A 24,556-nucleotide genomic window follows, 5' to 3' on the forward strand; every position below is an offset into this window, starting at 1 on the left:
GCTTGGAGAATGTTTGCCGGTGGCGTGTAACGTCGTTGCCGTGCTTCCGACCTGGGGAGTACACGCCGGGTGGCACGCCGAATCCCGCCCCGCCCGGCGCACACCAGATCTGAGGGTGGGAGCGGGGGACCCAGTGTTCCCGGGCGTTCTTTCCGGACGTCCTCGGGGTGAAGCCGTCAGCGCTTTGTGGCGCGGATACGTGTGTGCGGCCGGGCGATTCCCAGCCCGAACCCGACAGCTAACTTCGTAGGCGTGGGGAAGGACATTCATTTTGTCCGTTATGACTTCGGGTGCCCGTAAGAACCGTCGTTCGATCCGCCGTGGCCGCGCTCTGCTGGTCGCCCCGGTGCTGGCCGCGACGATCGGTGGCGGAATCGCGATGTCCCAGCCGGCCAGTGCCGCCGCCCGGCCGAACGCGCATCACTTCCTGAGCGCTGTCGTTCCATGTGAGTCCGGGGGTAACCCCCGTGTGGTCAACTCGATCGGTGCGGGCGGGCTGTTCCAGTTCCTCCCGAGCACCTGGCACTCCGTCGGCGGGAAGGGCCTGCCGCAGAACGCGAGCGTGGCCGAGCAGTGGAAGCGCGCGCACATCCTCTACGCCCAGCAGGGCACCAGCCCGTGGTACAGCTCGCAGGGCTGCTGGGGCCACAAGGTCTGAGCCCAGCGGTCCCCGTAACACGCCGGTGTGCCCGGACGTCCGATGACGTCCGGGCACACCGGCGTTTCGGCGGGTCTGACAGACCTGGGGTCGTGGGGATGGGCTCGCCAGACGTGTGCTGCGTATCTGACGTGGCTCCGGGTGGGCCCCGCTCTCGCGCCGGGCGCGACCCTCGCGGCCTGTGCGCGCAATGATGCATATAGTCAGGGTTGGTCACGGCTTGGGCTGAATGACCGATGTCGGGGGCTGTCGCGCGAGCTGCCCGGGCATCTGTGCTGATCCCGACCCTGAGGGAGACGATGAGCGGGACGCCGGCTGGCACCCCTGGAACGCCCGGCACCCCTGGAACGCCTGGTGGCTCGGGCCCGGTCCTGGACGCCGTGTTCAGCCCCCTCACGCCAGAGGATCCGCGTGAGATCAGCGGTTATCGTCTCCGGGCCCGCATCGGTGCGGGCGGGATGGGCGCGGTGTACCTGTCCTACACCCCAGGCGGGCGGCCGGTCGCGTTCAAGGTCGCCCGGCCGGAGTACGCCTCCGACCCCGAGTTCCGGCGTCGTTTCGAGAAGGAAGTGGCGATCGCGCAACGCGTCCAGGGCCTGTACACGGCACCGGTCGTCGACTGCGACGCGCACGCCCCGCGCCCATGGATGGCGACCGCCTATGTCGCCGCGCCCTCGCTGGCCGTGGCCGTCGCCCGGCAGGGCGCGCTGCCGGCGGAGAGCGTCCTGGTACTCGTCGCCGGAGTCGCCGAGGCGCTGGCATCCATTCATGTCGTCGGCGTGATCCACCGGGACCTGAAACCGGGGAATGTCATCCTCGCCGCCGACGGCCCCCGCGTCATCGATTTCGGTATCTCGCGCGCTGTCGAGGCCTCCTCGGTGCCGCTGACCAGAACGGGTGAACCGGTCGGCACGCCCGCCTTCATGGCACCCGAGCAGATCCGCGGGAAGGCCGTGGACAGCGCCGGGGACGTCTTCTCCCTCGGTGCAACCGCCTACTACGCGGCCACCGGGGAACTGCCGTTCGGTGCGGACGTCGCCGTCTTCCACCGCATCGTGCACGAGCAACCCGACTGGGATCGCTGCCCGGGGCAGCTCCGCGGCATTCTGGAAGTCTGCCTGGAGAAGGATCCGGCGGCCCGGCCCACTCCCGCCGAGCTGATCAGGCTGTGCCAGGAAGTCTCCACCGACGAAAGGCTCCGCATCGGTGAAAGCTGGCTGCCCCCAACCATCCTCGCTGACCTGACCCGCTATGTCATTGCTCCGTCAGAGCGATCCGGAGCCGCTGAAGGCGTGGAATCCGCTGAACCCGCCGACCAGGCAGCCGCAGCCGCAGCCGCTGCTGCAGCAGCAGTTCCCGCAGTCCTCGCAGTCCCCGCGGCCGCCGGGCCGGTGGAGCGGGCTCAGGGCGCGGATTCGCCGACTCCGACACGGTCCGACCGCCAGGGCCGGCGGGGTGCGTCCCGCTTTCTCGGCCCCCTGGTGGCGGCGGCGTTTGCGGCTCTGGCCGCCGCTGCGGTCGTGCTTGTGCTGGCACTGAAGGGCGGACCAGTCGATAGCCCGGCCGGAGGCGACGACGAGCCAGGGGTGCTCCCGGCCGCCGTGGCGGAGGCGGCGCAGGGTGCCGCGCAGCCAGGACCACCCCTGGCCGGTTCCGCGCCAGGCGCCGTGCTGCCGGGAAGCGACCTGCCGCCCGGTGCTTCGGTGCCGCCCGGCCTCGAGCTGTCCACCGCGCCGCCGTCGGTCCAGGCGGCGGCGTCCGGCCCGCCAGCACAGCAGCAGGCACGCCCCACGACCTCGCGCGGCAGTGTGTACCGGCTGGCGCCCAACCAGACCGGCATCGAGATGTACTCGGGATCGGGCGCGGACTGGATTCCGATTGGTGGGCCCACCGGAAAGCTCTACGGCGGGGGCTACGGCCTCTTCGCGACCAGCCGGGAAAGCGGTGACATCTCGCGCTATCTCGGCGCGGCCGGGAGATGGGAGGTCATCGGCGGTCCCGGCGCGCAGTTCGTGGTGACGAGGGACCGTTTGTACTCGCTTACGCCGGATCGGCAGGGTGTGTACATGTATTCCGGGTCGGGTACGAACTGGGTTCAGATCGGTGGGCCCGGGGGGACGTTGTACGGCGGGGGTTATGGTTTGTTCTCGACGAGTCCGGGTTCGGGTGATCTTTACCGGTATACGGGAACGTCGACGCACTGGGAGTTGGTGGGTGGNCCTGGTGCGCAGTTCGTGGTGACGNCGGACCGTTTGTACTCGCTTACGCCGGATCGGCAGGGTGTGTACATGTATTCCGGGTCGGGTACGAACTGGGTTCAGATCGGTGGGCCCGGGGGGACGTTGTACGGCGGGGGTTATGGTTTGTTCTCGACGAGTCCGGGTTCGGGTGATCTTTACCGGTATACGGGAACGTCGACGCACTGGGAGTTGGTGGGTGGNCCTGGTGCGCAGTTCGTGGTGACGGCGGACCGTTTGTACTCCCTCACGCCCGACCAGCAGGGCGTGTACCTGTACTCCGGGTCCGGCACCGACTGGATTCGTATCGGCGGGCCCGCCCGGAGCATCGCCCCCGGGTCGTAGTCGGGCCGGCCGAGTGACCGCACGGCCGAGTGACCGAGTGGTCGAGTGGCCGAGTGGTCGAGCCCGGCGATCTACGCATAAAGCTGTTAGTTGCTCTATGCTAAATAGTTGGACGACTCCGGGTCTGGTCTTGGCCCTGACTGTCCGCGGGTCGGCCGTCAGGCCGGCGGCGCAGAGGCGCACAGCTGCAGTCAGCCCGGGAGGTGGTCCGGATGGCCGAACTGACCATGCGCCGCAAGTTCGCCGTGCTGGCGATCTGCTCGATGAGCCTGCTCATCGTCGGGCTCGACATCACGATCGTGAACATCGCGCTGCCCTCGCTGCGGCGTGACTTCGACGCGTCACCGGCCGGGCTGCAGTGGAGCATCGACAGCTACACCATCGTCCTGGCCAGCCTGCTCATGCTCGCCGGTTCCGCGGGGGACAGGCTCGGCCGCCGGAAGGTGTTCCAGACCGGGCTGGTGCTGTTCACAGTGGGCTCCCTGCTGTGCAGCCTCGCGCCCGGGCTCGGCTGGCTGGTGGCCTTCCGCATGGTCCAGGCCGTCGGCGGTTCGATGCTCAATCCGGTGGCGATGTCGATCATTACCAACACGTTCACCGATCCTCGCGAGCGCGCGCGGGCCATCGGTGTGTGGGGTGCGGTGGTCGGCATCAGCATGGCGTTGGGCCCGGTGCTGGGCGGGGTTCTGGTCGAGTGGGTGAACTGGCGCGCGATCTTCTGGATCAACATCCCGTTCGGCCTGCTCGCGCTGGTGCTGGCGCGGCTGTTCGTCCCCGAGTCGAGGGCCGCGCGGCCGCGTCGGCTCGACCCCGTCGGCCAGCTGCTGGTGATCACGGCGCTCGCCACGCTGACCTACTCGCTCATCGCGGCTCCCGAGGCGGGCTGGACGTCGGCCCGCACCCTGGTTCTGTTCTCGGTCGCCGGTATCGCCACAGTGCTGCTGGTGCGCTACGAGTCCCGCCGGGCCGAGCCGTTGCTGGACGTCCGCCTCTTCCGCGTCCCGTCGTTCTCGGGCGCGACGGCCACGGCGGTCTGCGTGTTCGGCGCCCTCGGCGGGGCGCTGCTCCTCAACACGATCTACCTGCAGGATGTCCGCGGCTACTCGCCGTTGCACGCGGGTCTTGTGACCCTGCCGATGGCCGTGGCCATCATCGTCGGCGCGCCCCTGTCCGGACGGGCGGTGGCGCGGTTCGGCCCGCGGCCGTCCCTGCTCGCCGCCGGGGTCGGGCTCACAGCCGGCAGCCTGGTGATGACCGTGTTCGACGCCGGAACCTCGACCGGTGTGCTCGTCGTCGCCTACATCCTGTTCGGGACGGGCTTCGGGCTGGTGAACGCGCCGATCACGAACACGGCCGTCTCCGGGATGCCGGTGGAGCAGGCGGGGGTCGCCGCGGCGGTGGCCTCGACCAGCCGTCAGGTGGGCCAGTCGCTGGGTGTCGCGCTGATCGGTTCGGTCGCTGCCGTGACGGCTGCGGCGACGACGGGCGCGGCCATGGTCGCCACCGCGGGCGCCGCGGGCGCGGGGGAGGGGACAGTGAGTGGCCCGGCCGGGGGAGGGCCGGTGACCATGATCGATTCCACTGGCGCGGCGGGCCGGTGGGTGGTCGTCGCTGCCTGCGCGGCCGCTCTCGTCCTGGGCCTCACGACGGCGCCTCGCTCCGGGCGGGGCGGTGCTGCCCCCGCCGCCGCTGCCGGGTCCGCTGCCGGTGTCGTCCCCTCAGCCGGGATCCCCTCAGCCGGGGTTGCGTCAGCCGGGATCCCCTCAGCCGGGGTTGCGTCAGCCGGGATCCCCTCGGCCGGGGTTGCGCAGGCCGGCCGCGATGCCGTGCCGGACGGACCGCCGCGGGCTGGGCGCCCGAGGTGACGCCGCCGGGGCGTCAGGGTGATCCTCTCAGACGAGGAGGAGCACGGCAGGGGTGAGGAAGACCGCCGCGGCGCCGAGGTAGGCGGAGCCGGGCAGCCAGATCGGCACCTCGGGCGGGTCGAGGAGGCGGGAGATCCGCGCGACGACCGGAGTCCGCACCGGCTCGGGCCGGGCTGTGTCGGGTCGTGATCCGCCGGGTTTCGCACCGCCGGAGCGTGCCGCGCCGGGCCGGTCACCCGCGATGGCGATCATCGTGGCGACGAGGCGACTGGCGCCTCCGATCACCCCCAGCGTCGCCGGCGAGCCGGGGACGGGGCGCGGCCCGGTCACCCCGAGGGCACCGGACGGGACAGGGGCGCGGGTGACCCCGAGCCGGGCGAGTGCGCGGGCCAGTGTCCGCCCGCTGGTGCGCCGGGCGGCGGCGTCGTCCGCGAGCATCTCGACGAGCAGTGACACCGCGGCCGTCGCCTCCCGGGCCGGGCGCAGGAAGGGGAAGGTGCGCTCCCAGGCGACGAACGGCTGGATGACCAGGTCATGACGCCCGTTCACATGCGCCTCCTCATGGGCGAGGACGGCGTCCAGCTCCTCCGGGGTCAGCGTCCGCAGCAGCCCTTCGGAGACGACGACCCGCGCGTGGCGCACGCCGGGCACGCAGTAGGCGACGGCGAGCGGGTGGTCGAGAATCCGCAGCCGGGCGCCGGTCCGCTCCCGGTGTTCGCACAGCCGGCATCCCTCGGCCGGCTGGTCGTCCTCACCGGCGCGGTCTCGGGGAGTGGGCCTGGTGCCGTGGCGGCGGTGGCGGTGGCCGGCGAGGTCGACGAGATGCCGGTGCCGGTGCCGGTCGCGCAGGGTGGCGGCTGTCGAGACGCACAGCACGCCGAACAGGCGGGCTGCCAGCGCGGCGGCGATGGCGAGGCCGAGGAGGTTCGTCCGGCCCAGCCCGACGAGGGGCTCACCGGCCGCGAGGTTGGCCGCATGGTCGGCGACCGCGGACGGAATGCCCTGGGACAGCGGTGCCACGGTGAACGCGATCGCGGCGAGAAGAGCGGACACCCCGCCGGCGAGCCCGACCGCCTGCCACAGCACGATGGCGGCCCGCGGGCACCGGTACGGCCATCGGGCGGAGGCCAGCAGGCGTGGGACTGGCCAGGCCAGCGCGCACGCGAACAGGGCGAGAAGGACCGCGGTCGTCATGTCCCGCCAGACGCTACCGCTCGGGCGCCCGCGGCGGCGGTGCTGGCGGACGGCGCGCGGGGGCCGGTAGACCGAACCTGCTGGCCCGGGCCTTCAGGCCCCCGCGCAGGGTGACGTCGGTGACGTCCGGTAGCCCCCTGACGGTGGTCGTGTGGCCGGGGCCGAAGGTCACGGTGCGGTGGCGGGGTCGTCGCCCGGTGCGCCGGTGCTGTCGTCAGCGGCTGCCGCGGCCGAGCCGCCGTGGGCTGCGGTGGCCGGTGGGGCTGCGGTGACCGAGGCATCGGTGCCCGGAGCGCTGGCCTCGTCGGTGTGGCCGCCGGTGGAGTGCAGGCCGATGACCTGTGGGTCGGTGGCCTGTGGGTCGGTGGCGTCCACCCCGGCCGGCTCCAGCGCGCGGCGCAGGATCTCGGCCTCCTCCGCGGACACCGAGCCGACGAAACGGACCAGTGCGGAGCCCCGGTCGTCGGCGGTGCCGAGCGCTTCCAGCATCGCCTCGGCGACGACGGTCTCGCGGCTGTCCGTGGCGGCGTAGCGGTGGGCGCGTGCGGCCCGCTGGCGCCGGACGAAGCCCTTGCGCTCCAGGCGCTCCAGCACTGTCAGAACGGTGGTGTAGGCGAGGTCGCGCTCATGGTCGAGCCGGGCCGCCACGTCGCGCGCGGTCAGCCAGTCGTCCGCGGACCACAGGACGTCCATGACAGACCGTTCCAGGTCACCCAGGCGTGCCATGACAACGATCCTACGCCGCGTAGAAGTTCTTGCCCGCAAGTTCGGTGAGGTCGATCGATCTCATGGTCCGGTCGTTCGATCTCACAAGGAAAAATCTTCTACGCAACGTAGAATGTTCTACGTAATGTAGAAGAACGCGACGGGCGTGCTGCCGCCCACGGTGGAGGAGGTCCAGATGGTCCAAGCCGCCGAAGTGCTCTCCCACGTCGCGGCGCTCGCGCAGACCGGAGACCTGAACCCGGCCAGCGCGACGTCCACCGGCCTGGCCCGTGGGCAGACCGCCATCTCCCTGGCGTTCCACATCTGCTTCGCGGTGTTCGGTGTCGGGATGCCGTGGCTGCTCCTGTACGTCGAGGGGCGGTGGGTGCGTACCCGGGACCCGGTCTGGCTGGCGCTGACCCGCAAGTGGGCACGGGCCTTCGCGGTCCTGTTCGCCGTCGGCGCCGTCTCCGGGACGGCCCTGTCCTTCGAGTTCGGGCTGCTGTGGCCGGCCTTCATGGCCCGGTACGGCGGTGTGCTGGGACTGTCGTTCACGCTGGAGGGCTTCGCGTTCTTCACCGAGGCGATCTTCATCGGCATGTACCTCTACGGCTGGAAGCGTCTCTCGCCACGCGCGCACTGGCTCACGCTGTGGCCGATCGCCATCGCCGGCACGTTCTCGACCCTCTTCATCATCACGGCCAACGCCTGGATGAACACCCCTGGTCACGTCACAGAGGTCGATGGCAAGGTCGTTTCGGCGGAGCCGTTCGCCCCGTTCCTGGCCGCGACCGCGCCGCACCAGCTCATCCACATGCTGCTGGCTGCGATGATGTGCACCGGCGGAATCGTCGCGGGGGTGTACGCGGTCGGCATGCTGCGTGGCCGGCGCGACGCGTATCACCAGCGCGGACTGCGCATCGGTCTGACCGTCCTGCTCGTCTGTGCCCCCCTGCAGCTGATCGTCGGCGACTGGGCCGCCCGCGTGGTCGGCAACGAGCAGCCGATCAAGCTCGCGGCGATGGAGGGCCTCGGTCACACCACGACCCACGCCCCGCTGACCCTCGGCGGGATCTACGACGAGCAGACCGGCGAGGTCCGGCACGGCATCGAGATCCCCAACCTGCTGTCGCTGATGCAGGGCTTCAGCGCCGACAAGGAGATCATCGGCCTGGCCGCCGTCCCACCGGAGGAACGGCCGAACGCGCTGCTGGTGCACCTGGCCTTCAACGTGATGGTCGGGCTCGGCATGGCCCTGATCGCGCTGTCGGCCGCCGTCGGGTTCGTCGTCCTGCTCCGCCGACGGCGAGGGCAACGACCGCTGGTGCCCACCGGGAGACCGTGGCTGTGGGCCGCCGCCGCGTCGGGACCGGCGTCCGTGCTGGCGATGATGGCCGGCTGGGAGGTCACCGAGGGCGGCCGCCAGCCCTGGATCGTCTACGGCCGGATGCGGGTGGACGAGGCGGTGACCACCAGCTCGGGCATGCCGGCGATCTTCACCGGCACGGTGCTGCTCTACCTGGGCCTCGCGACCGCCCTGATCCTCATCCTGCGCCGGATGGCGACCGGTGGACCGGAACTCGGTGGGTCCGTCGGCGAGGCCACACGGGCGCCGGACATCCCGGCCGCCCGCCCCGCGCCCGACCAGTCGGCGCCGAACCTGCCCGCCTCCGCCGCCGCGGGTGACGGGAGCGGGAACGGCACCGGGACCGGGACCGACCCGTCCGGACGCGAGGAGGACACCCGATGACCGCCGCCGACCTGCTCGCCGTCGTGATGGTGCTCGGACTGACCGCCTACGCCCTCACCGGGGGCGCGGACTTCGGCGGCGGCGTCTGGGACCTGCTGGCCCGCGGCCGCGACGCCGCCGACCAGCGCCGGCTGGTCTCCGCCGCGCTCGGGCCGATCTGGGAGGCCAACCACGTCTGGCTGATCTTCGTCGTGGTGATGATGTTCAGCGGCTTCCCGGAGGCCTTCGGGATCGTCGGCTCCACGCTGGAGATCCCGCTGATCTGCGCGCTGGCGGGCATCGTGCTGCGCGGGGCCGCCTACGTCTACCGGGCCTACGGCTCCGGCGCCGCCGGGCCGGACCACTGGTGGGGCCATGTCTTCGCCGTCTCGTCCGCGATCACACCGGTCGCGCTGGGGGTCGCCGGTGCCGCGCTGGCCACCGGCGACGTCGCCGAGGGCGCGCCGCTGACCCCGGTGACCAGCGCTTTCGGGATCGTCTGCGGTGTCTTCGCGCTCGCCGCAACGGCGTTCCTCGCCGCCGTCTACCTGTGCCGCGACGCGGCCGCCAGCCCGGAGACGGAACACCTGGTGCCGGGGATGCGCCGGCGTGCGCTCGGCAGCGCCGTGGCCTGCGGACTGCTCGCGGCGGTGCTGCTGCCGCTGCTGTGGTCCGAGGCGCCGGTGGTCGCCGATCGGTTCGCGGACCGTTCGGTGCCGTTCGTCGTCCTCTCGGCCATCGGCGGGGTGACCTCGCTGGTGGCGCTGTGGCAGCACCGCTTCACGGTCGCGCGGGTGACAGCGGGGATCGCCGTCGCCGGAGTGCTGTGGGGATGGGCTGCCGCGCAGTACCCCGACCTCGTCGTGGGCCGGGCCACGGTCGACTCGGCCGCTGCGCCGGAAGCCAACATCGTCGCGATGCTGATCGCGGTCTGCTGCGGGCTGGTCGTGCTGGTGCCGTCGCTGTGGATGCTGTTCCGGCTGTTCGCGAACCCGGAGCCCGAGGCGGAAGCCGAAGCCAGGTCCTGACCCCGCCGGCCCGCCGAGGGCCGGGCAGCCATACCGGCCCGGGAGCCGTCCGCACCACCGGGGCGGTCTCCCGGGCCTTCGCCTGTGTCCGGTGCGACCCGTCCTGGCACGACTACCTTCGACGGGTGACGAGGGCCGGTTCCGGGAGCAGCCAGGCGGACAGCGCCGCCGTACCGGCGACGGACGGGCGTGAGCCGCCGTCCGATGCCCGCGGCGGCCCGCCGGGCGCACTGTCCGGCGAACTGCCGGGCGGTTCACCGGGCGGTTCACCGGGCGGTTCACCAGGCGGTTCATCGGGCGGTTCGCCGGGAGGGCTGCCTGCCGGGGCGCCCGGTCGCCGGTTGCTGCGCAACGAGGTGCTGCTGGTTCTGGGCGTCTCGTTCGGGGCGTCCGGCCTGTTCGCACTGATCCGCTATGTCGGTGTGCTCACCGCCGACCAGTCGGTGCGGTCACAGGTCGCGCGGCTGAACCCGTCCGCCGCGCCCGGTCGCCCCTGGCTGGATCTCGCCCTGCAGGTCGCCTCGATCGCCACCGCGCTCGTGCCGGTGTTCCTTGTCGTCCACCTGCTGGGCAGGCATGGCGGCGGCGCGGGTGCCATCGGGCTGGACCGGCGGCGCCCGCGCGCGGACACCACCTGGGGCGCGGCGCTGGCCGCGGCCGTCGGCGGGACCGGGCTGGCCTTCTATCTGCTCGCCTGGCACAGCGGCGCGAACCTCACGGTCGCCCCGTCGAACCTGCCGGACGTCTGGTGGCGGATCCCGGTGCTGATCGCCTCGGCGGCCGAGAACGGCCTGGCGGAGGAGGTGGTGGTCGCCGGCTATCTGCTGGTGCGCCTGCGCGAGCTGGGATGGGGCGCCAACCGGGCCCTGCTCGCCAGCGCGCTGCTGCGCGGCTCCTACCACCTGTACCAGGGGCTCGGCGGGTTCGCCGGCAACGTGCTGATGGGCCTGCTGTTCGGGCGGATCTTCCAGCGCACCGGCCGGGTGCTACCACTGGTGATCGCTCACACACTCATTGACGTGGTGGCGTTCGTCGGATATGTGACATTGGCCGGAAAGGTCTCGTGGATACCGGTTCCGCGGTAATGTGCTGCCGGCGTTAGGTTAACAATAGGCAAACAAGGATCGCTCTGTCGTGTGTTGATGGTGCTCCTCTGTTGTGTCCCCAGTCCCCGGGCCTGCCTGGCGACCGGCGAACGAGGGCGTGTCCCATATGGGGAAGGGGCTGGCATGGGTTCAGTTCGCGAGATCGAGCGCAAGTACTCAGTGGACCCGGGGTTCGTTCTCCCCCGGCTGGCGGATGTGCCCGGAGTAGCCACGGCGCGCACCCGCCGGGCCGTCACGCTCGAAGCCGTCTACTACGACACCGACGACCTGCGGCTGGCCCGCAACCGCATCACGCTGCGCCGGCGCACCGGCGGGGCCGACGCCGGCTGGCACCTCAAACTGCCGGTCGCCCCCGGAGCCCGCGACGAGATCCAGCGGCCGCTGGGCGGCGCCGGCCCGGTGCCGGAGGAGCTCACCGACCTCGTCACCGTGCACCTTCGCGGTGCCGAGCTGCGCCCTGTCGCCCGCGTGGTCACGCTGCGCACGGCCCGTCGCCTGCGTGACGCAGCCGGCGCCGACCTGGCCGAGGTCGTCGACGACCAGGTCTCCGCCACCACGATGGGCTCCACGATGGCCGCCCAGAAATGGCGCGAGATCGAGGTCGAGCTCGGCAGCGGCGCTCCCGGCCTGCTCGACGATGTCGAGCAGGTGCTGCTGTCCGCCGGCGCGGACCGGTCCGCCTCGTCGTCCAAACTGGCGCAGGTGCTCGGCCCCGCCCTCGACGCGGCGGCCGGTCCGGACGTCCCGGCGCCCCCCCGGAAGCTGCGCCGGCGCACTCCGGCCGGCACCGTCATCCGCGCCTATCTCATCGCGCAGGTCGAGGCGCTGCTGGCGACCGACCCGCGGGTCCGTCTGGACGCTCCGGACGCCGTTCACCGCATGCGGGTCGCCTGCCGCCGCACCCGCAGCACGCTGCGGACCTTCGCGCCCTTCTTCCCGGCCGATCTCGTCGGTCACCTCGACGGGGAGCTGCGGGACCTGGCCGGAGCACTGTCCGCCGCGCGCGACGCCGAGGTCCAGATCGCCTATTTCGCCGAGCGGCTCGACGCGGTCCCCGCCGACCTGGTCCGCGGGGACGTCACGGCGGTGATCAGCGGGCATCTCGCCGCCGACCAGACCGCCGCGCGGGAGCAGGCCCTCGCGATGCTGCGCAGCGAGCGGTACCTGACGCTCGTGCGGGACCTGCTCGCGCTCGTCAACAGCCCGCTGGTGGGGAAGGCGCGCAAGCCCGCGGAGAAGGTCCTGCCCGGCCTGCTGCGCGAGGCCGACCGCCGGCTGAGCCGCAAGGTGTCCCGGGCCGCCGCGCTGCCCGTCGGCACCGAGCGGGACGAGCTGCTGCACTCCGCCCGCAAGCAGGCGAAGCGGCTGCGCTACGCGGCCGAGGCGGTCGGCCCGGTCTACGGCGCGTCGGCGGCCGCGTTCGCCCGGCTGGCGGAGGAGATGCAGGAGCTGCTCGGCACCCATCAGGACGCGACGATCGCTCGCGACCTGCTGCAGGACTGGGGTGTGCGGGCGCAGGTGGCGGGCGAGTCGTCGGCCTTCACCCTCGGTGTGCTGTACGGGCTGGAGGAGCACCGGGCACGCACCGCGGAACGGGACTTCTTCGACCTGTGGCCGGCCGCCTCCGCGCGCCGCCACCGCCGCTGGTTCGGCTGACCGAGTCGCTGGTTCGGCTGACCGAGTCGCTGGTCCGGACGGCCGAGCCTCCGTCCGGACGGCCGAGCCGCTGAAACTGCCGACCGCATCACCCCGTGTACGGGATGTCGGGCATGCGGTGTCGCAGGGCAAGCTCGATTCTTGATCATTATGTAGCGTCGTGTGCGTACCGCGCCGGGAAGACCCTCGGCGCGCGAGCGTCCTCGGCCGTGCGTGCCCGTGCGTGCCCGTGTCATGAGTGCCGTGTCATCAGTGCGCGGTGCCCTCGTCGACGAGGAGATGCCCGATGACCGCTCCCGAAGCTCTCCCCACCACCCGGCTCGGCCGGACTGACATGTACGTCACCCGGGCCGGATTCGGTGCCTGGGCCATCGGCGGGGCTGACTGGGCGTTCGGCTGGGGCCCCCAGGACGACGTCGAGGCCGTCGAGGCGATCCGGGCGGCGGTGCGGGCCGGGGTCAACTGGATCGACACCGCCGCGGTCTACGGCCTCGGCCACTCCGAGGAGCTGGTCGGCCGGGCGCTGGCGGATCTGCCTGCGGCCGAGCGCCCGTACGTCTTCACGAAGTGCGGCCTCGCCTGGGACGTGAACGACCCCTCCCGCCGACCGGCCCGGGTCGGTGCACCGGACTCGATCCGCGCCGAGGCGGACGCCTCGCTGCGACGGCTGCGGGTCGAGCGCATCGACCTCTACCAGCTTCACTGGCCGCCGGAGGACGGAGCGTCGGTCGCGGACGCCGTGGGCACCCTCCACGAGCTCCGGGCCGCCGGCAAGATCCGGGCGGTGGGTGTGTCGAACCTTTCGGTGAGCCAGCTGGAGGAGGCGGCCACGGTGGGCGGCGCCGACGTCCTGCAGCCGCCGTTCTCGCTCGTCAACCGGCAGGCCGCGGCCGACCTGCTGCCGTACTGCGCGCTGCGCGACATCGGGGTGATCGTCTACAGCCCGATGCAGTCGGGGCTGCTGAGCGGCCGGTGGACGCCCGAGCGGACCGCCTCGCTGCCGGCGGGTGACTGGCGCCGGGAAGCCGCCGAGTTCAACCCGCCCGCGCTGGACCGGAACCTGGCCCTGGTCGAGGCGCTCCGTCCGGTCGCGGCGCGGCACGACACGACCGTCGCCGCGGTCGCGGTGGCCTGGACGTTGTCCTTCGACGGAGTGACCGCCGCCATCGTCGGGGCTCGTCGCCCCGACCAGATCGACGCCTGGCTGCCGGCGGCCGGTGGGGTGACCCTCACTGCCGTCGATCTTGACGAGATTGCGGCTGCGATCGAGCGTTTCGGCGCCGGGGCGGGTCCGGCGCGGCAGAGCCCGGCCCTGCCCGGTAGTGCCCTTGTGTGAGACACGAGGGGTGTTACTTCGGCAGCGGCGAAGTAGCGTTCAACTGGCCGCTCGGCTTCGGCACGGTGGACTGTGAGACACCGGGGCGACGCAGTGGACGTTCGCAATGCCGAGCCGTGAAGTGGACTTCTTCTGCTGGAGGACTCCCGTCCGGGGCCGCATCCGTGTAGCGTCAGGCGTGGCCGGTGTTCGTCGGTTCGTGGCTCAACCGAGACACAGCGGAACAACGCGGCGGCGAATCGCATCGCCGACGCGGTTAGGCCCGGGGCCCGCGCGGTGCGGGTCCTGACTGCACCAGCAGGGAGAACGGCACGTGGCTCAGGGCACGGTGAAATGGTTCAACTCGGAGAAGGGCTTCGGCTTCATCTCCGTGGACGGCGGCGGGTCTGACGTCTTCGTCCACTACAGCGCAATCGTGATGGACGGCTACAAGGCACTCGAGGAGGGCCAGCGGGTCGAGTTCCAGGTGACCCAGGGCCAGAAGGGCCCGCAGGCCGACGCCGTCCGCGTCGTCTGAGCCACGAGTAGCAGTAGAACCAGAGTTGGGCAGCCCGTTCGTCGGATCACTCCGGGGGGCGGGCTGTCCGCTTTTCACAGGCTGTGCGCCCGTGATCTGTCTGGATCTGTCCGGTGCTGTCCTGCCTGCGTCTTCTGTGTGGCAGGCCGGGTGTTCACCGGAACGTGCTGGCTCGTGATCTGTCTCGGTGATCGCGTCGGTGGAACGAACATGTTCCGCTAACATGATCCGGGCTGATCCGGTCACAGGATTTGGATGAGACCCGCCCTCCGATGAATGGTGGGTGGGCTTCGTTCCCGGGTAGGTGCGTGCTTTTGTTGATCCGCTCCAAGCATCTCTCTGATTGCCCGGATCCGTAAAAGCTGATGCCTGGAATGCGCTTGGGCCGTACGTGGTTAACGGCTGTTCCGTGGTTAACGGCTGTTCATGGTCCGGTCAGCGCATCGCTATCACCTGAGTGCAGGGCTATCACCTGGTCGGCCGGCGGCAGTCGCATGCTCTGATTTGCCTCGTACCGCGGCCGGCGCCGTGACCGGCGCGGGGCCCCGCCGTGCGGGACAGGGCAGCTGTCCGCCCTGTCCCTGTGCCTGCCCCATCCCCGGGACTCAGCCGCCGGCGAGGAACTCGGCGATCTGCAGGGTGTTGAGCGCCGCGCCCTTGCGCAGGTTGTCCCCACAGACGAACAGAGCGATCTCGTGCGGATCGTCCGGCGACTGCCGGATACGCCCGACCCAGGTCGGGTCCGTGCCCACCACATCCGCCGGGGTCGGGAACTCGCCCGCGGACGGATCATCCAGCACCGCCACCCCCGGCGCCGACGCCAGCACCTCCCGCGCCTGCCCGGCGGTGACCGGCTGGCCGAACCACGCGTGCACCGCCACCGCGTGCGTGGTGACCACCGGAACCCGCACGCAGGTCGCGGAGACCCGCAGGCCGGGCAGCCCGAGGATCTTCCGCGACTCGTTGCGGATCTTGAGCTCCTCGGAGGACCAGCCGCCGTCCTTCAGGGAGCCGGCCCACGGCACCACGTTCAGCGCCAGCGGGGCCGGGAACGGCCCGAGGCCTTCCTCCCCGACGGCCTTGCGCACGTCACCGGCGGTCTGCCCCAGCTCCCGGGTGCCGCCGACCAGCCGCAGCTGGTCGTAGAGCGTGTCGATGCCGGACTGCCCGGCGCCGCTCGCCGCCTGGTAGGACGTGGCGACGAGCGACTCCAGGCCGAAGGCCCGGTGCAGCGCGCCGACCGCCACGATCATCGACAGCGTCGTGCAGTTCGGGTTCGCGATGATGCCGCGCGGCCGGTCAGCGACCGCGTCGGCGTTCACCTCCGGGACGACGAGGGGCACGTCCGGGTCCATGCGGAAGGCACCGGAGTTGTCCACCGCGACCGCGCCCCGCGCGGCGGCGACCGGAGCCCACTGCGCGGACACCTCGTCCGGGACGTCGAAGACGGCGATGTCGACACCGTCGAACACCTCCGGGACCAGCGCCCGGACCGGCACGTCCTCGCCGCGCACGCGCAGCGTGCGGCCGGCCGAACGGGCGGAGGCCACCAGCCGGATCTCGCCCCACACGTCCGGGCGTTCGGTCAGCAGCGCGAGCATCACCGTGCCCACCGCCCCGGTCGCTCCCACCACGGCCAGCGTGGGGCGCTGGGGGATGTCGCTCATGTCCTGCCTCCGGTACTCGTCCTGCGTGCCCTGCCAGTAGTTCTGCGTGCCCTGCGGTGCGGACCCGCTCAGCGGCCCGTGCCGGCGTACACGACGGCGCTCTCGTCCGGGTCGCCAAGTTCGAAGGCGGCATGGACGGCGCGGACCGCCACCGGCAGGTCCGTGTCACGCACGACCACCGAGATCCGGATCTCGGACGTCGAGATGATCTCGACGTTGACGCCGGCGTCGGCGAGAGACCCGAAGAACCGGGCGGACACACCTGGATGCGACTTCATCCCGGCGCCGATCAGTGACAGCTTGCCGATGTGGTCGTCGTAGAGGGTGCGGTCGAAGCCGATCTGGCTGTGGACCTTCTCCAGCGCGGCGAGCGCGGTCTTCCCCTGGGTCTTCGGCAGGGTGAAGGAGATGTCCGTCCGCCCGGAACCGGCCACCGAGCCGACCTGGACGATCATGTCGAGGTTGACGTCGGCGTCGGCGACGGCGCGGAACACCGCGGCGGCCACACCCGGCTTGTCCGGGCAGCCCACGACGGTCACCTTCGCCTCGCTCAGGTCGTGCGCGACACCACGGATGATGGCCTGTTCCACGAGCTGTGCCTCCGGAGTCTCGATGACCCACGTGCCCGGCTTCGACGAGAACGAGGAGCGGACGTGCACGGGGACGCTGTACCGGCGGGCGTACTCGACGCACCGCAGCATGAGGACCTTCGCCCCGCAGGCCGCCATCTCCAGCATCTCCTCGTAGGAGATGCGGTCGATGCGGCGGGCGTCCGGGACGATGCGCGGATCGGCGCTGTACACGCCGTCCACGTCGGTGTAGATCTCGCAGACGTCGGCCTCCAGCGCGGCGGCGAGCGCCACGGCGGTGGTGTCGGAACCGCCCCGCCCCAGCGTGGTGATGTCCTTCGTGTCCTGGCTGACACCCTGGAAACCGGCGACGATGGCGATGGCGCCCTCGTCCAGCGCGGTGCGGATGCGGCCCGGGGTGACGTCGATGATGCGGGCCCTGCCGTGCACCGAGTCGGTGATCACGCCGGCCTGGGAGCCGGTGAAGGAGCGCGCCTCGGCGCCCAGCTTGGTGATCGCCATCGCGAGCAGGGCCATCGAGATCCGCTCGCCGGCGGTGAGCAGCATGTCCAGCTCACGGGCCGGCGGGAGCGGGCTCACCTGCTCGGCGAGGTCGAGCAGATCGTCGGTGGTGTCACCCATCGCGCTGACGACGACGACCACGTCGTTGCCGGCCCGGCGCGTCTCCACCATCCGTTCGGCCACCCGCTTGATGCGATCAGCGTCCGCGACCGAGGATCCGCCGAACTTCGCGACCAGGAGCGCCATGGGTGCCAGATTACCGAGACCGACGACACTTCCGCGCGGTTGCGAACCGTGACAACGGTCCCTGGTCGTCCCCCGGGCCACCTGCTGCCCGGACCGCGGGCCATTCTCGCGCCGTACCCCGGGGTGGCACGTGTGTCATCCGACCGACCGCCTGCCCGCCGGGTTCACGTTCGTGTGCAAGGGTGGCACGAGAAGTGACCGTGTTGGCCCGATGGTCCTCACCGTGGAGGATCGTCGGTGTAGAGGGATCCTTCAGGAAGGACATTCGTCATGGCGATCAGCCTTGCCAAGGGCGGCAACGTCAGCCTCACGAAGCAGGCCGCCGAGGCGGGAACCGGAGCGCTGACCGCGCTCACCGTCGGGCTCGGGTGGGACGCCCGGACCACGACCGGCACCGACTTCGACCTCGACGCCTCCGCCATCGGCGTCAAGAGTGACGGGAAGGTGCTGTCCGACGGGCATTTCATCTTCTTCAACAACATGAAGAGCCCGGAGGGCGCCATCTCGCTCACCGGCGACAACACCACCGGTGCCGGCGAGGGCGACGACGAGTCCATCAACATCGACCTGGGGCTGGTCCCGGCCGAGATCGACAAGATCGTCGTTCCGGTGTCGATCTACGACGCGGCGAACCGGGCCCAGAACTTCGGCCAGGTGCGCAACGCCTACATCCGCGTGGTGGACCAGGCCGGCGCCGAGCTCGTCCGCTACGACCTCTCCGAGGACTACTCCGTCGAAACGGTCGTGATCTTCGGTGAGGTCTACCGCAACGGGGCGGACTGGAAGTTCCGCGCCGTCGGCCAGGGGCACAACGACCTCAGCGGCCTCGCCCGCGACCACGGCGTGAACGTCTGACAGCCGGTTCCGCACCTTCCTGATCCCCGGATCCCACGGGCCCACGGGCCCACGGGCTCGCGGGATCTGCGGATCGCCCGGCCTCGGGGCGCCCGGATGTCCCGGGCGCCCGTACAGGTCGCTGGGCGCTCGGGCGTCCGGTCGGGGACGACCGGGCCGGCCTGGCGTTGCCGTGGGTCCCTGCCCGGGGCCCGGCGCACGGGGGTGAGTGATCGATGTTGGTCTGGCAGGTGGCCATCCCGGGGCCGATGGCCTCGGGCCCGCTGCGAGCGGTGGATCGCCCGGTGCCCGAACCCGGGCCCGGCCAGGTCCGGCTGAAGGTGGCCGCGTGCGGCGTGTGCCGGACGGATCTGCACCTCGCTGAGGGCGATCTCGCCCCGCGCCGCCCGCACACGGTGCCCGGCCATGAGGTCGTCGGCTACGTCGACGCGATCGGCCCGGCCCCGTCGACGAGGGCCGGTGGGGCGCAGCCCGCGGTGCGGCTGGGTGACCGGCTCGGCATCGCCTGGCTCGCCGGCACCGACGGGACGTGCGCCTACTGCCGCCGCGGGGCCGAGAACCTCTGCCCCGCGTCGGTCTACACCGGCTGGGACGTCGACGGAGGCTACGCGCAGTACGCCGTCGTTGATGCCACCTACGCCTACCCGCTGCCGGCCGGGTACAGCGACGGTGAGCTCGCCCCGCTGCTGTGCGCGGGCATCGTCGGTTACCGGGCGCTGCTGCGGGCGGATCTGCCGCCCGGCGGCCGGCTCGGTATCTACGGGTTCGGCGCGTCCGCCCACCTCGCGGCCCAGGTGGCGCTCGCCCAGGGCGCGATCGTCCACGTCATGACCCGCTCCGAGCGGGCCCGGCAGCTCGCCCTCGAGCTCGGCGCCGCCTCGGTGACCGGCGCCTACGACAGCCCGCCCGAGCCGCTCGACGCCGCCGTCCTGTTCGCTCCCGTCGGCGATCTCGTCCCGGCCGCGCTGGCGGCGCTGGACCGCGGCGGGACGCTGTCGATCGCCGGGATCCACCTGACCGACATCCCGCCCCTGAACTACCGGCGTCACCTGTTCCAGGAACGGACGGTGCGCAGCACGACAGCCAACACCCGGGCCGACGGCCAGGAGTTCCTGGCCGTCGCCGCCCGGCACCGGCTGGCGGTCACCGTGACCCCGTACTCGCTGGCGCAGGCGGACCGGGCACTCGATGACCTGGCCCGGGACCGCGTCAACGGCGCAGCCGTCCTGTTCCCCGACGACGGCTGAGCTCCCCTGGCGGGTGGGGCGGTCAGGGGGCGAGGGGCGGTCAGGGGACGAGGCGATAGAAGCGGAAGAAGTCGTGCTCGACTGGCAGTGTCGAGGTGGCGCTGAACCCGGCCAGTTCGGCGTACCCGGCCAGGGTCGACGGGCGCATCACCGTGCCGGTTCCGACCGACGGCTGCCGGGACATGCCGTCCGGCAGGCATCCGGTCAGCGAGTAGCCGTAGAGCAGCCGCTCCAGCTCGCTGCCGGGCGCCTGGAAGGTCTCGGCGCACCGCTCGTCCATGACGATCACGCTGCCGCCTTCGGTGAGCAGGCGGCGGGCCGCGTCGAGCACCGCGACCGGGTCCGGCATGTCGTGGACGCACTCGAAGGCGAAGACGAGGTCGTAGCTGCCAGCGCCGTCGCCGTCCGCGAGGTCGGCGGCGTCGATGTCGGAGAAGGTCACCCGGTCAGCCACCCCGAAGCTGGCGGCGTTGCGCTCGGCGAGACGGATCGCGACGGTGTCCGGGTCGAACCCGTCCACCGTCACGCCCGGGTAGCCGCGGGCGATGGCGACAGCGGACCAGCCCGCGCCGCAGCCGATGTCCGCGACCCTGGCCCCGGCGGTCAGCACGGCGTGCACCTCGGGGGCTCCTGGCAGCAGCTCCTGGCACAGTGCGGAGAGGAACATCGGGCGGTTCATCGCGGCCTGGGCCTCCCGGGCATCCGCGCCGAAGTGCTCCCAGCTGACTCCGCCGCCGGTCCGGTAGGCCGTGACGATCTCGCCGAGCTGCCGGCCCGCGCCGGCGACGAACCGCGCGAGCGGTGCCAGGTAGTTCAGGCTGTCGACGTCGGTGAGCACCTCCGCGTGGCCGCTGGGCAGCAGGTAGCGGCGGGACAGCGCGCCCGCGCCGCCGGTGCCGGTGCCCGAGTCCGAGTCCGAGTCACCGGCCTGGTCGGTTGCCGGCGCCTGCACCGTGAGGTATCCGCAGACGGCCTGGTGCTCGAGCCACTCGCGGGCGTACCGCTCCGAGCTGCCGGTCGCCGCCGCCAGCTCGGTGGAGGTGAGCGGTCCGCCGGCGGCGAGGGCGGTGTAGTAGCCGAGCCTGTCGCCCAGGTAGAGCGCCTGGACCTCCTGCGCTCCGAGCACGGCGTCGAAGACCCGCTGTGCGAAGTCCGCAACTGTCATGCCGGCCCCGGCCCCGGCCCCGGTCTCGGTGTCGGTGTCGGTGTCGGTGGCCGTGGCGGGGCTGCCCGCCGCCGGGTCGGTGCTGACTGTCATGGTCAATCGTCTCCCTCGGTCCGCGAGATCCGCCGATGTCGCTGAGCGCCACCTGCGTGCTCTCGTCCTGTCGCTCTCGTCCTGTCAACCAGGGTGCGGACGGAGGTTGCAGCAGCGCTGCGGTCGGCTTGCATGCTCGATGCCTTCCCGGTTGCGCGGGGATCGCGCGCCGGCGGTGCGGGGAGCGGCGGTATGGCGCGCATCGCGCCTGGGCATGTGTGTCCGGCGTGTGACGAGTTGTTGCCGCGTGTGGCTCCTATGATCGGTTGCGTGCGCGTGCGCCTGCTGGGCCCGGTGGACGTCGTGGACGGCGCCGGGAGAACGATCGTCATCGGCAGCCCGACGCAGCGGCTGCTGCTTGCCGTCCTGGGCTCCCGCCCGGGGGACGTGGTCCCCCCGTCGCGGCTGGTCGACGCGGTGTGGGGGGAGTGCCCGCCACCATCCGCGGATGCGACGCTGCGTTCGTACATCTCGCGGCTGCGGCGCGTTCTCGGGGACGCGCTGCCGACCCGTCCCGGCGGCTGGTCCTTGCATCTTGCCCCGGAGCAGATCGACATCGCGGTGTTCGACCGACTGGTCAGGCTCTCCCGCGAGCTGCCTGACGCCGCGGAGCAGCTCGCCGTCCTGGACGATGCCCTCGCACTCTGGCGGGGCCCCGCCTTCGGCGAGCTGACCGACGACCCGGTGCTGCGACCCGTCGCGGTGCGCCTCGCCGAGGCCCGGGACGCGGCGCGTGAGTCCCGGGCCGCGCTGCTGCTGCAGGCCGGGTATCCCGCCGACGCGGTGGGCGCCGCGGAGGAGGTGCTCGCCGAACTCCCGTGGCGCGAGTCGGCCTGGGTGACGCTGGTGGAGGCGCTGTGCCGGGCGGGGCGCGCGGCCGACGCGGCTGCCGCCTACCGCCGGGCGCACGAGGCCCTGGCCGTTGCGGGCCTGGAGCCGGGCCCCGCGCTGCGCGCCGCGCAGGCCACGGCGCTCGCCGCGGGGAGCGGCCGCGCCCCGGCGTCGCGGGAGGCGGCCCCGGCCCCGGCCGAGTCCCCGGCGTTGCCGCCGCGGGTGCCGCGGGTGCCGCGGGTGCGGCGGCAACGCCGGCCCGTCACGTCCCTGTGGGGGAGGGCGGCTGATCTGGCCGCGGTGAGCGACCTGCTGGGTTCGGCGCGCCTCGTCACGCTGTTCGGGCCGGGCGGGGTCGGTAAGACCCGGCTGGCGCTGCATCTCGCCGACGGCCTCGCCGAGCGGTTCGCGCACGGCGTCCACCTGATCGAGCTGGCGACCGTCAGTGATCCGGGCGCCGTCGCCGCCGTGGTCGCCGACGGGTTCGGGGGACGCGGGACGGATGGCGACGTCGCCGCCGCGCTCGAGGCCGTCGCGGACCTCGACGCGCTGGTGATCCTGGACAACTGTGAGCACGTCGTCGCCGAGGCGGCGGCCGTCGCGGCCGCGCTGGTCGAGGGCGGCAGCGGTGTGCGGGTCCTGGCCACGAGCCGTGAGCTGCTCGGCGTCGACGGCGAGCACTGCTGGCCGGTGCGCCCGCTGCGGGTCGACGGGCCCGAGGCACCCGCGCTCGCCCTGTTCTGGGACCGCGTCAACGCGGCCCGGCCCGCAGCGGCCCGGCCCGCGCCAGTGCGGCCGGCAGCGGGGCTGGCGGCAACGGCGCGGGAGGCAACGGCGTGGGAGGCGGACCGGGCGGCGGCCGAGCGCATCGTCCGTCGGTTGGACGGCCTGCCGCTCGGCATCGAGATGGCGGCGGCGCGCAGCGCCGCGATGTCGCTGCCCGACCTCGCTGATCGTCTCGACAGCCATCTCGGCCTGCTCCGGGACAGTCGCCGTGGCGGCGCGGCTCGGCACCGCACCCTCACCGACGTCGTGGGCTGGTCGGCCTCGATGCTGGACCAGCCGCACCGGGCAATGCTGCGGACGATGGGCGTGTTCGCCGGCCCGGTTGTCGCCACGGACGTCGCCAGGCTCGCCGGGCTGAGCGAGACCGCGGCCCTGGACCTGCTCGACGCGCTGGTCGCGCGCTCGCTGGTGGCCGCGGATCCGTCCACCAGCCCGACCCGCTACTCGTTACTGGACATCATCCGCGACTATGCGCGGCGCCAGCTCGGAGGGGCGGACGACGAGCTGTTCACGGCGCATGCGCGGCACATCCTCGCCGAGCTGCGCGCTGCCGACCTGCTCCTGCGGACGCCGTCCGAGGCCGAGGGCCACCAACGGATGGTCGCCCTGCTCGCCGAGGCCCGGGCGGCCCAGAGCTGGGCGCTGGCGAACGACCCGCCGCTGGCGATCGACATCGCGGCAGCCCTGCACGTGTTCGCGATGTCGCGGCTGCGGATCGAGCCGCTGGCCGCCGCCGTCGAGCTGGTCCGGGCATTCGGGCTGCACCCGCCGACCGGCGCCCAGGTGCACAGCCTGGCGGGCCTGGTCGCCGATCTGACGGCGGGCCTGGCCCCCGGGGTCGCCGCCGGTGCGCTGTCGACCGTGCTGGCGACCGCCGCGGCCTGGTACGTCAGCGCCGGCGATCTGGAGACAGCCGAGGCGTGCGCCCAGCGCGGCCGGCTGATCGCAGGCGACGCCCCGGAACGCCGGTTCGCCCTCGAACTGCTCAGCGACATCGCCTCGTACCGGGGCCGGATCGGTGAGGCGGTGGACCACGGCTGGGAGCTGGTAGCGGCCTCCCGGTCCTGCGGCGACCGTCACACCGAGGTCGCCGGACTGCTCAACATCATGATCGCCCACGCGTACGCCGGGAACGCCGAGGCCGGACGTGCCGTGAGCACCCAGTCTCCGGAGGGACCGCTGGCCCCGTCCGACCTCGGCTGGCTGGCCTACGGCGAGGCCGAGCTCATCCTCGACCGCGACCCGGCCCGCTGCCTGGGGCTGCTGGACCGTGCGATCGCCCTGGCCGACGGGGCCGGCAACGCCTTCCTGGGCGGGGTCGCCCGGGTCTCGGCGGTGTCCGTCCGGGCGCGCTGCGCGGATCCGGTCGAGGCGGTCGAGGCGTTCGCGCAGGTGCTGCGGGACTGGCGCGAACAGCACGCCCTCACCCACCTGTTGACCACGTTGCGTAACCTCGTTGTGCTCTTCCAGCGCCTGGACCGGCCGCGGTCGGCGGCCTGGCTGCTCGGCGCCGTGACGGCACGGGCAAGCAAGCCCAGCTTCGGTGCGGAGGCTGCGATGCTGTCGGCCGTGAGCGGCTGGGTCGACGAGGTTCTCGGATCCGAGGCCGCCGCGCGGGAGCGGGCACGTGGGACGGGCCTGAGCCCGGACGCGGCCGCGGCGATGGCCCTGGACGACCTCGCGCAGGTCGCCGGCGCCTCGCGACCGGCCGGTTCGGGCCGCCCGGAGAGCCGCTCAGTGTGAGCGCGCGGCCAGCAGACGCAGGGTGAGCGCGCCCGCGACCGTGAGCGCCGCCGCGGTCGCGACCTCCCGTGGCAGGCGGTGCCGGGCCTCGTTCTGGATCGCCTCGTGGAACCGGTCGAAGCGGGCCGGCCAGGGACTCGACCCGACGAAGTAGCGGCCGACCTTGTCGGTGTCCGGCAGGCAGGCGCCGACCATCCCGGCGAAAACGCCTACCCGGCGGTCAGCCGGGGCCACCGCGGTGAGCAGCGCCATCTCCGCGAGGCCGGCGACGCCGTCCCTGCGGGCGATCGGCAGCCATTCGGGTTCGGTGCCGGGCCCGGTGCCCCAGTGCGGCATCGCGTCCATGACGAGGTGGGAGAGGAAGCCGAGAGCCAGCGCCGGTCCCGGTTTCCGCGCGGCCATGCCGACAAACGCCCCGGCGCCGACATGGGAACTGATGATCATGAAGGACGGCTC

18 protein-coding genes and 1 riboswitch are annotated in these 24,556 nt (G+C 72.4%); of the genes, 12 read left to right on the forward strand and 6 right to left on the reverse strand.

All coding sequences use genetic code 11. The annotated features are described in order from the left end of the window. Positions 1-65 precede the first annotated feature (65 nt). Positions 66-267: riboswitch (cyclic di-AMP (ydaO/yuaA leader) on the forward strand. Positions 268-280: 13 nt separating this feature from the next. The 3 genes from B207_RS0123300 to B207_RS0123310 all read left to right on the forward strand — a co-directional run bounded on the left by B207_RS0123300 (position 281) and on the right by B207_RS0123310 (position 5,105). Beyond that, positions 281-658 carry a transglycosylase family protein gene (locus B207_RS0123300; RefSeq protein ID WP_018639014.1) on the forward strand — a complete coding sequence of 126 codons (378 nt, stop codon included), beginning with the start codon at positions 281-283 and terminating at the stop codon, positions 656-658. Between the two features lie 458 nt (positions 659-1,116). Continuing rightward, positions 1,117-3,240, forward strand: coding sequence for a serine/threonine protein kinase (locus B207_RS40065; RefSeq protein ID WP_456095353.1), 2,124 nt, complete (start codon positions 1,117-1,119; stop codon positions 3,238-3,240). Positions 3,241-3,452: 212 nt separating this feature from the next. Next, complete coding sequence (locus tag B207_RS0123310; protein WP_018639015.1) at positions 3,453-5,105, forward strand: MFS transporter; 1,653 nt, start codon at positions 3,453-3,455, stop codon at positions 5,103-5,105. A 27-nt stretch (positions 5,106-5,132) separates the two neighbouring features. Here B207_RS0123310 and B207_RS0123315 read toward each other — a convergent pair whose 3' ends face one another. Further along, on the reverse strand, positions 5,133-6,299 hold the full coding sequence (locus tag B207_RS0123315; RefSeq protein ID WP_018639016.1) for a M56 family metallopeptidase: 1,167 nt from the start codon (positions 6,297-6,299) through the stop codon (positions 5,133-5,135). A gap of 168 nt (positions 6,300-6,467) precedes the next feature. After that, positions 6,468-7,025: a BlaI/MecI/CopY family transcriptional regulator gene (locus B207_RS37210; protein WP_018639018.1), complete on the reverse strand. Its 558-nt coding sequence runs from the start codon at positions 7,023-7,025 to the stop codon at positions 6,468-6,470. A 175-nt stretch (positions 7,026-7,200) separates the two neighbouring features. Here B207_RS37210 and B207_RS0123330 point away from each other — a divergent pair, with 175 nt between their 5' ends. From B207_RS0123330 to B207_RS0123360, 6 genes are all read left to right on the forward strand, one after another. Then, entirely contained in the window at positions 7,201-8,754 is a 1,554-nt protein-coding gene (locus B207_RS0123330; RefSeq protein WP_084692303.1) for a cytochrome ubiquinol oxidase subunit I, read from the forward strand. After that, positions 8,751-9,761 (forward strand): cytochrome d ubiquinol oxidase subunit II, encoded by a 1,011-nt coding sequence (locus B207_RS0123335; protein ID WP_018639020.1) that lies wholly within the window; start codon positions 8,751-8,753, stop codon positions 9,759-9,761. Before B207_RS0123330 ends, B207_RS0123335 begins: the two co-directional genes overlap by 4 nt. A 314-nt stretch (positions 9,762-10,075) precedes the next feature. Beyond that, positions 10,076-10,846: a CPBP family intramembrane glutamic endopeptidase gene (locus B207_RS0123340; RefSeq protein ID WP_230205196.1), complete on the forward strand. Its 771-nt coding sequence runs from the start codon at positions 10,076-10,078 to the stop codon at positions 10,844-10,846. 144 nt (positions 10,847-10,990) lie between these two features. Next, positions 10,991-12,523, forward strand: a complete 1,533-nt coding sequence (locus B207_RS0123345; protein ID WP_018639022.1) for a CYTH and CHAD domain-containing protein — start codon at positions 10,991-10,993, stop codon at positions 12,521-12,523. Positions 12,524-12,809: 286 nt separating this feature from the next. Continuing rightward, on the forward strand, positions 12,810-13,859 hold the full coding sequence (locus B207_RS0123355; RefSeq protein ID WP_018639024.1) for an aldo/keto reductase: 1,050 nt from the start codon (positions 12,810-12,812) through the stop codon (positions 13,857-13,859). 313 nt (positions 13,860-14,172) lie between these two features. Next, entirely contained in the window at positions 14,173-14,376 is a 204-nt protein-coding gene (locus tag B207_RS0123360; protein ID WP_006540798.1) for a cold-shock protein, read from the forward strand. A gap of 605 nt (positions 14,377-14,981) precedes the next feature. On the opposite strand, the gene B207_RS0123365 is transcribed toward B207_RS0123360, so the two are convergent. Continuing rightward, positions 14,982-16,043, reverse strand: coding sequence for an aspartate-semialdehyde dehydrogenase (locus B207_RS0123365; protein ID WP_018639025.1), 1,062 nt, complete (start codon positions 16,041-16,043; stop codon positions 14,982-14,984). Positions 16,044-16,111: 68 nt separating this feature from the next. Then, positions 16,112-17,380, reverse strand: a complete 1,269-nt coding sequence (locus B207_RS0123370) for an aspartate kinase (RefSeq protein WP_018639026.1) — start codon at positions 17,378-17,380, stop codon at positions 16,112-16,114. A 270-nt stretch (positions 17,381-17,650) separates the two neighbouring features. Here B207_RS0123370 and B207_RS0123375 point away from each other — a divergent pair, with 270 nt between their 5' ends. Continuing rightward, positions 17,651-18,235, forward strand: a complete 585-nt coding sequence (locus B207_RS0123375; protein ID WP_018639027.1) for a TerD family protein — start codon at positions 17,651-17,653, stop codon at positions 18,233-18,235. 215 nt (positions 18,236-18,450) lie between these two features. After that, positions 18,451-19,482 (forward strand): zinc-dependent alcohol dehydrogenase family protein, encoded by a 1,032-nt coding sequence (locus B207_RS0123380; RefSeq protein ID WP_026311366.1) that lies wholly within the window; start codon positions 18,451-18,453, stop codon positions 19,480-19,482. 40 nt (positions 19,483-19,522) lie between these two features. Here B207_RS0123380 and B207_RS0123385 read toward each other — a convergent pair whose 3' ends face one another. Continuing rightward, positions 19,523-20,740, reverse strand: a complete 1,218-nt coding sequence (locus B207_RS0123385; RefSeq protein ID WP_018639029.1) for a class I SAM-dependent methyltransferase — start codon at positions 20,738-20,740, stop codon at positions 19,523-19,525. Positions 20,741-20,998: 258 nt separating this feature from the next. Between B207_RS0123385 and B207_RS0123390 the strand changes: the two genes are divergently transcribed. Continuing rightward, positions 20,999-24,100 carry an AfsR/SARP family transcriptional regulator gene (locus B207_RS0123390; protein ID WP_018639030.1) on the forward strand — a complete coding sequence of 1,034 codons (3,102 nt, stop codon included), beginning with the start codon at positions 20,999-21,001 and terminating at the stop codon, positions 24,098-24,100. Here B207_RS0123390 and B207_RS0123395 read toward each other — a convergent pair. After that, the gene (locus B207_RS0123395) at positions 24,092-24,544 is read right to left on the reverse strand and encodes a hypothetical protein (protein ID WP_018639031.1); all 453 of its coding nucleotides are present in this window, start codon (positions 24,542-24,544) and stop codon (positions 24,092-24,094) included. The two genes, B207_RS0123390 and B207_RS0123395, sit on opposite strands and share 9 nt — an antisense overlap. Positions 24,545-24,556 lie beyond the last annotated feature (12 nt).

It is taken from the genome of Parafrankia elaeagni (assembly GCF_000374165.1).
Taxonomy (GTDB): Bacteria; Actinomycetota; Actinomycetes; order Frankiales; family Frankiaceae; genus Parafrankia; species Parafrankia elaeagni.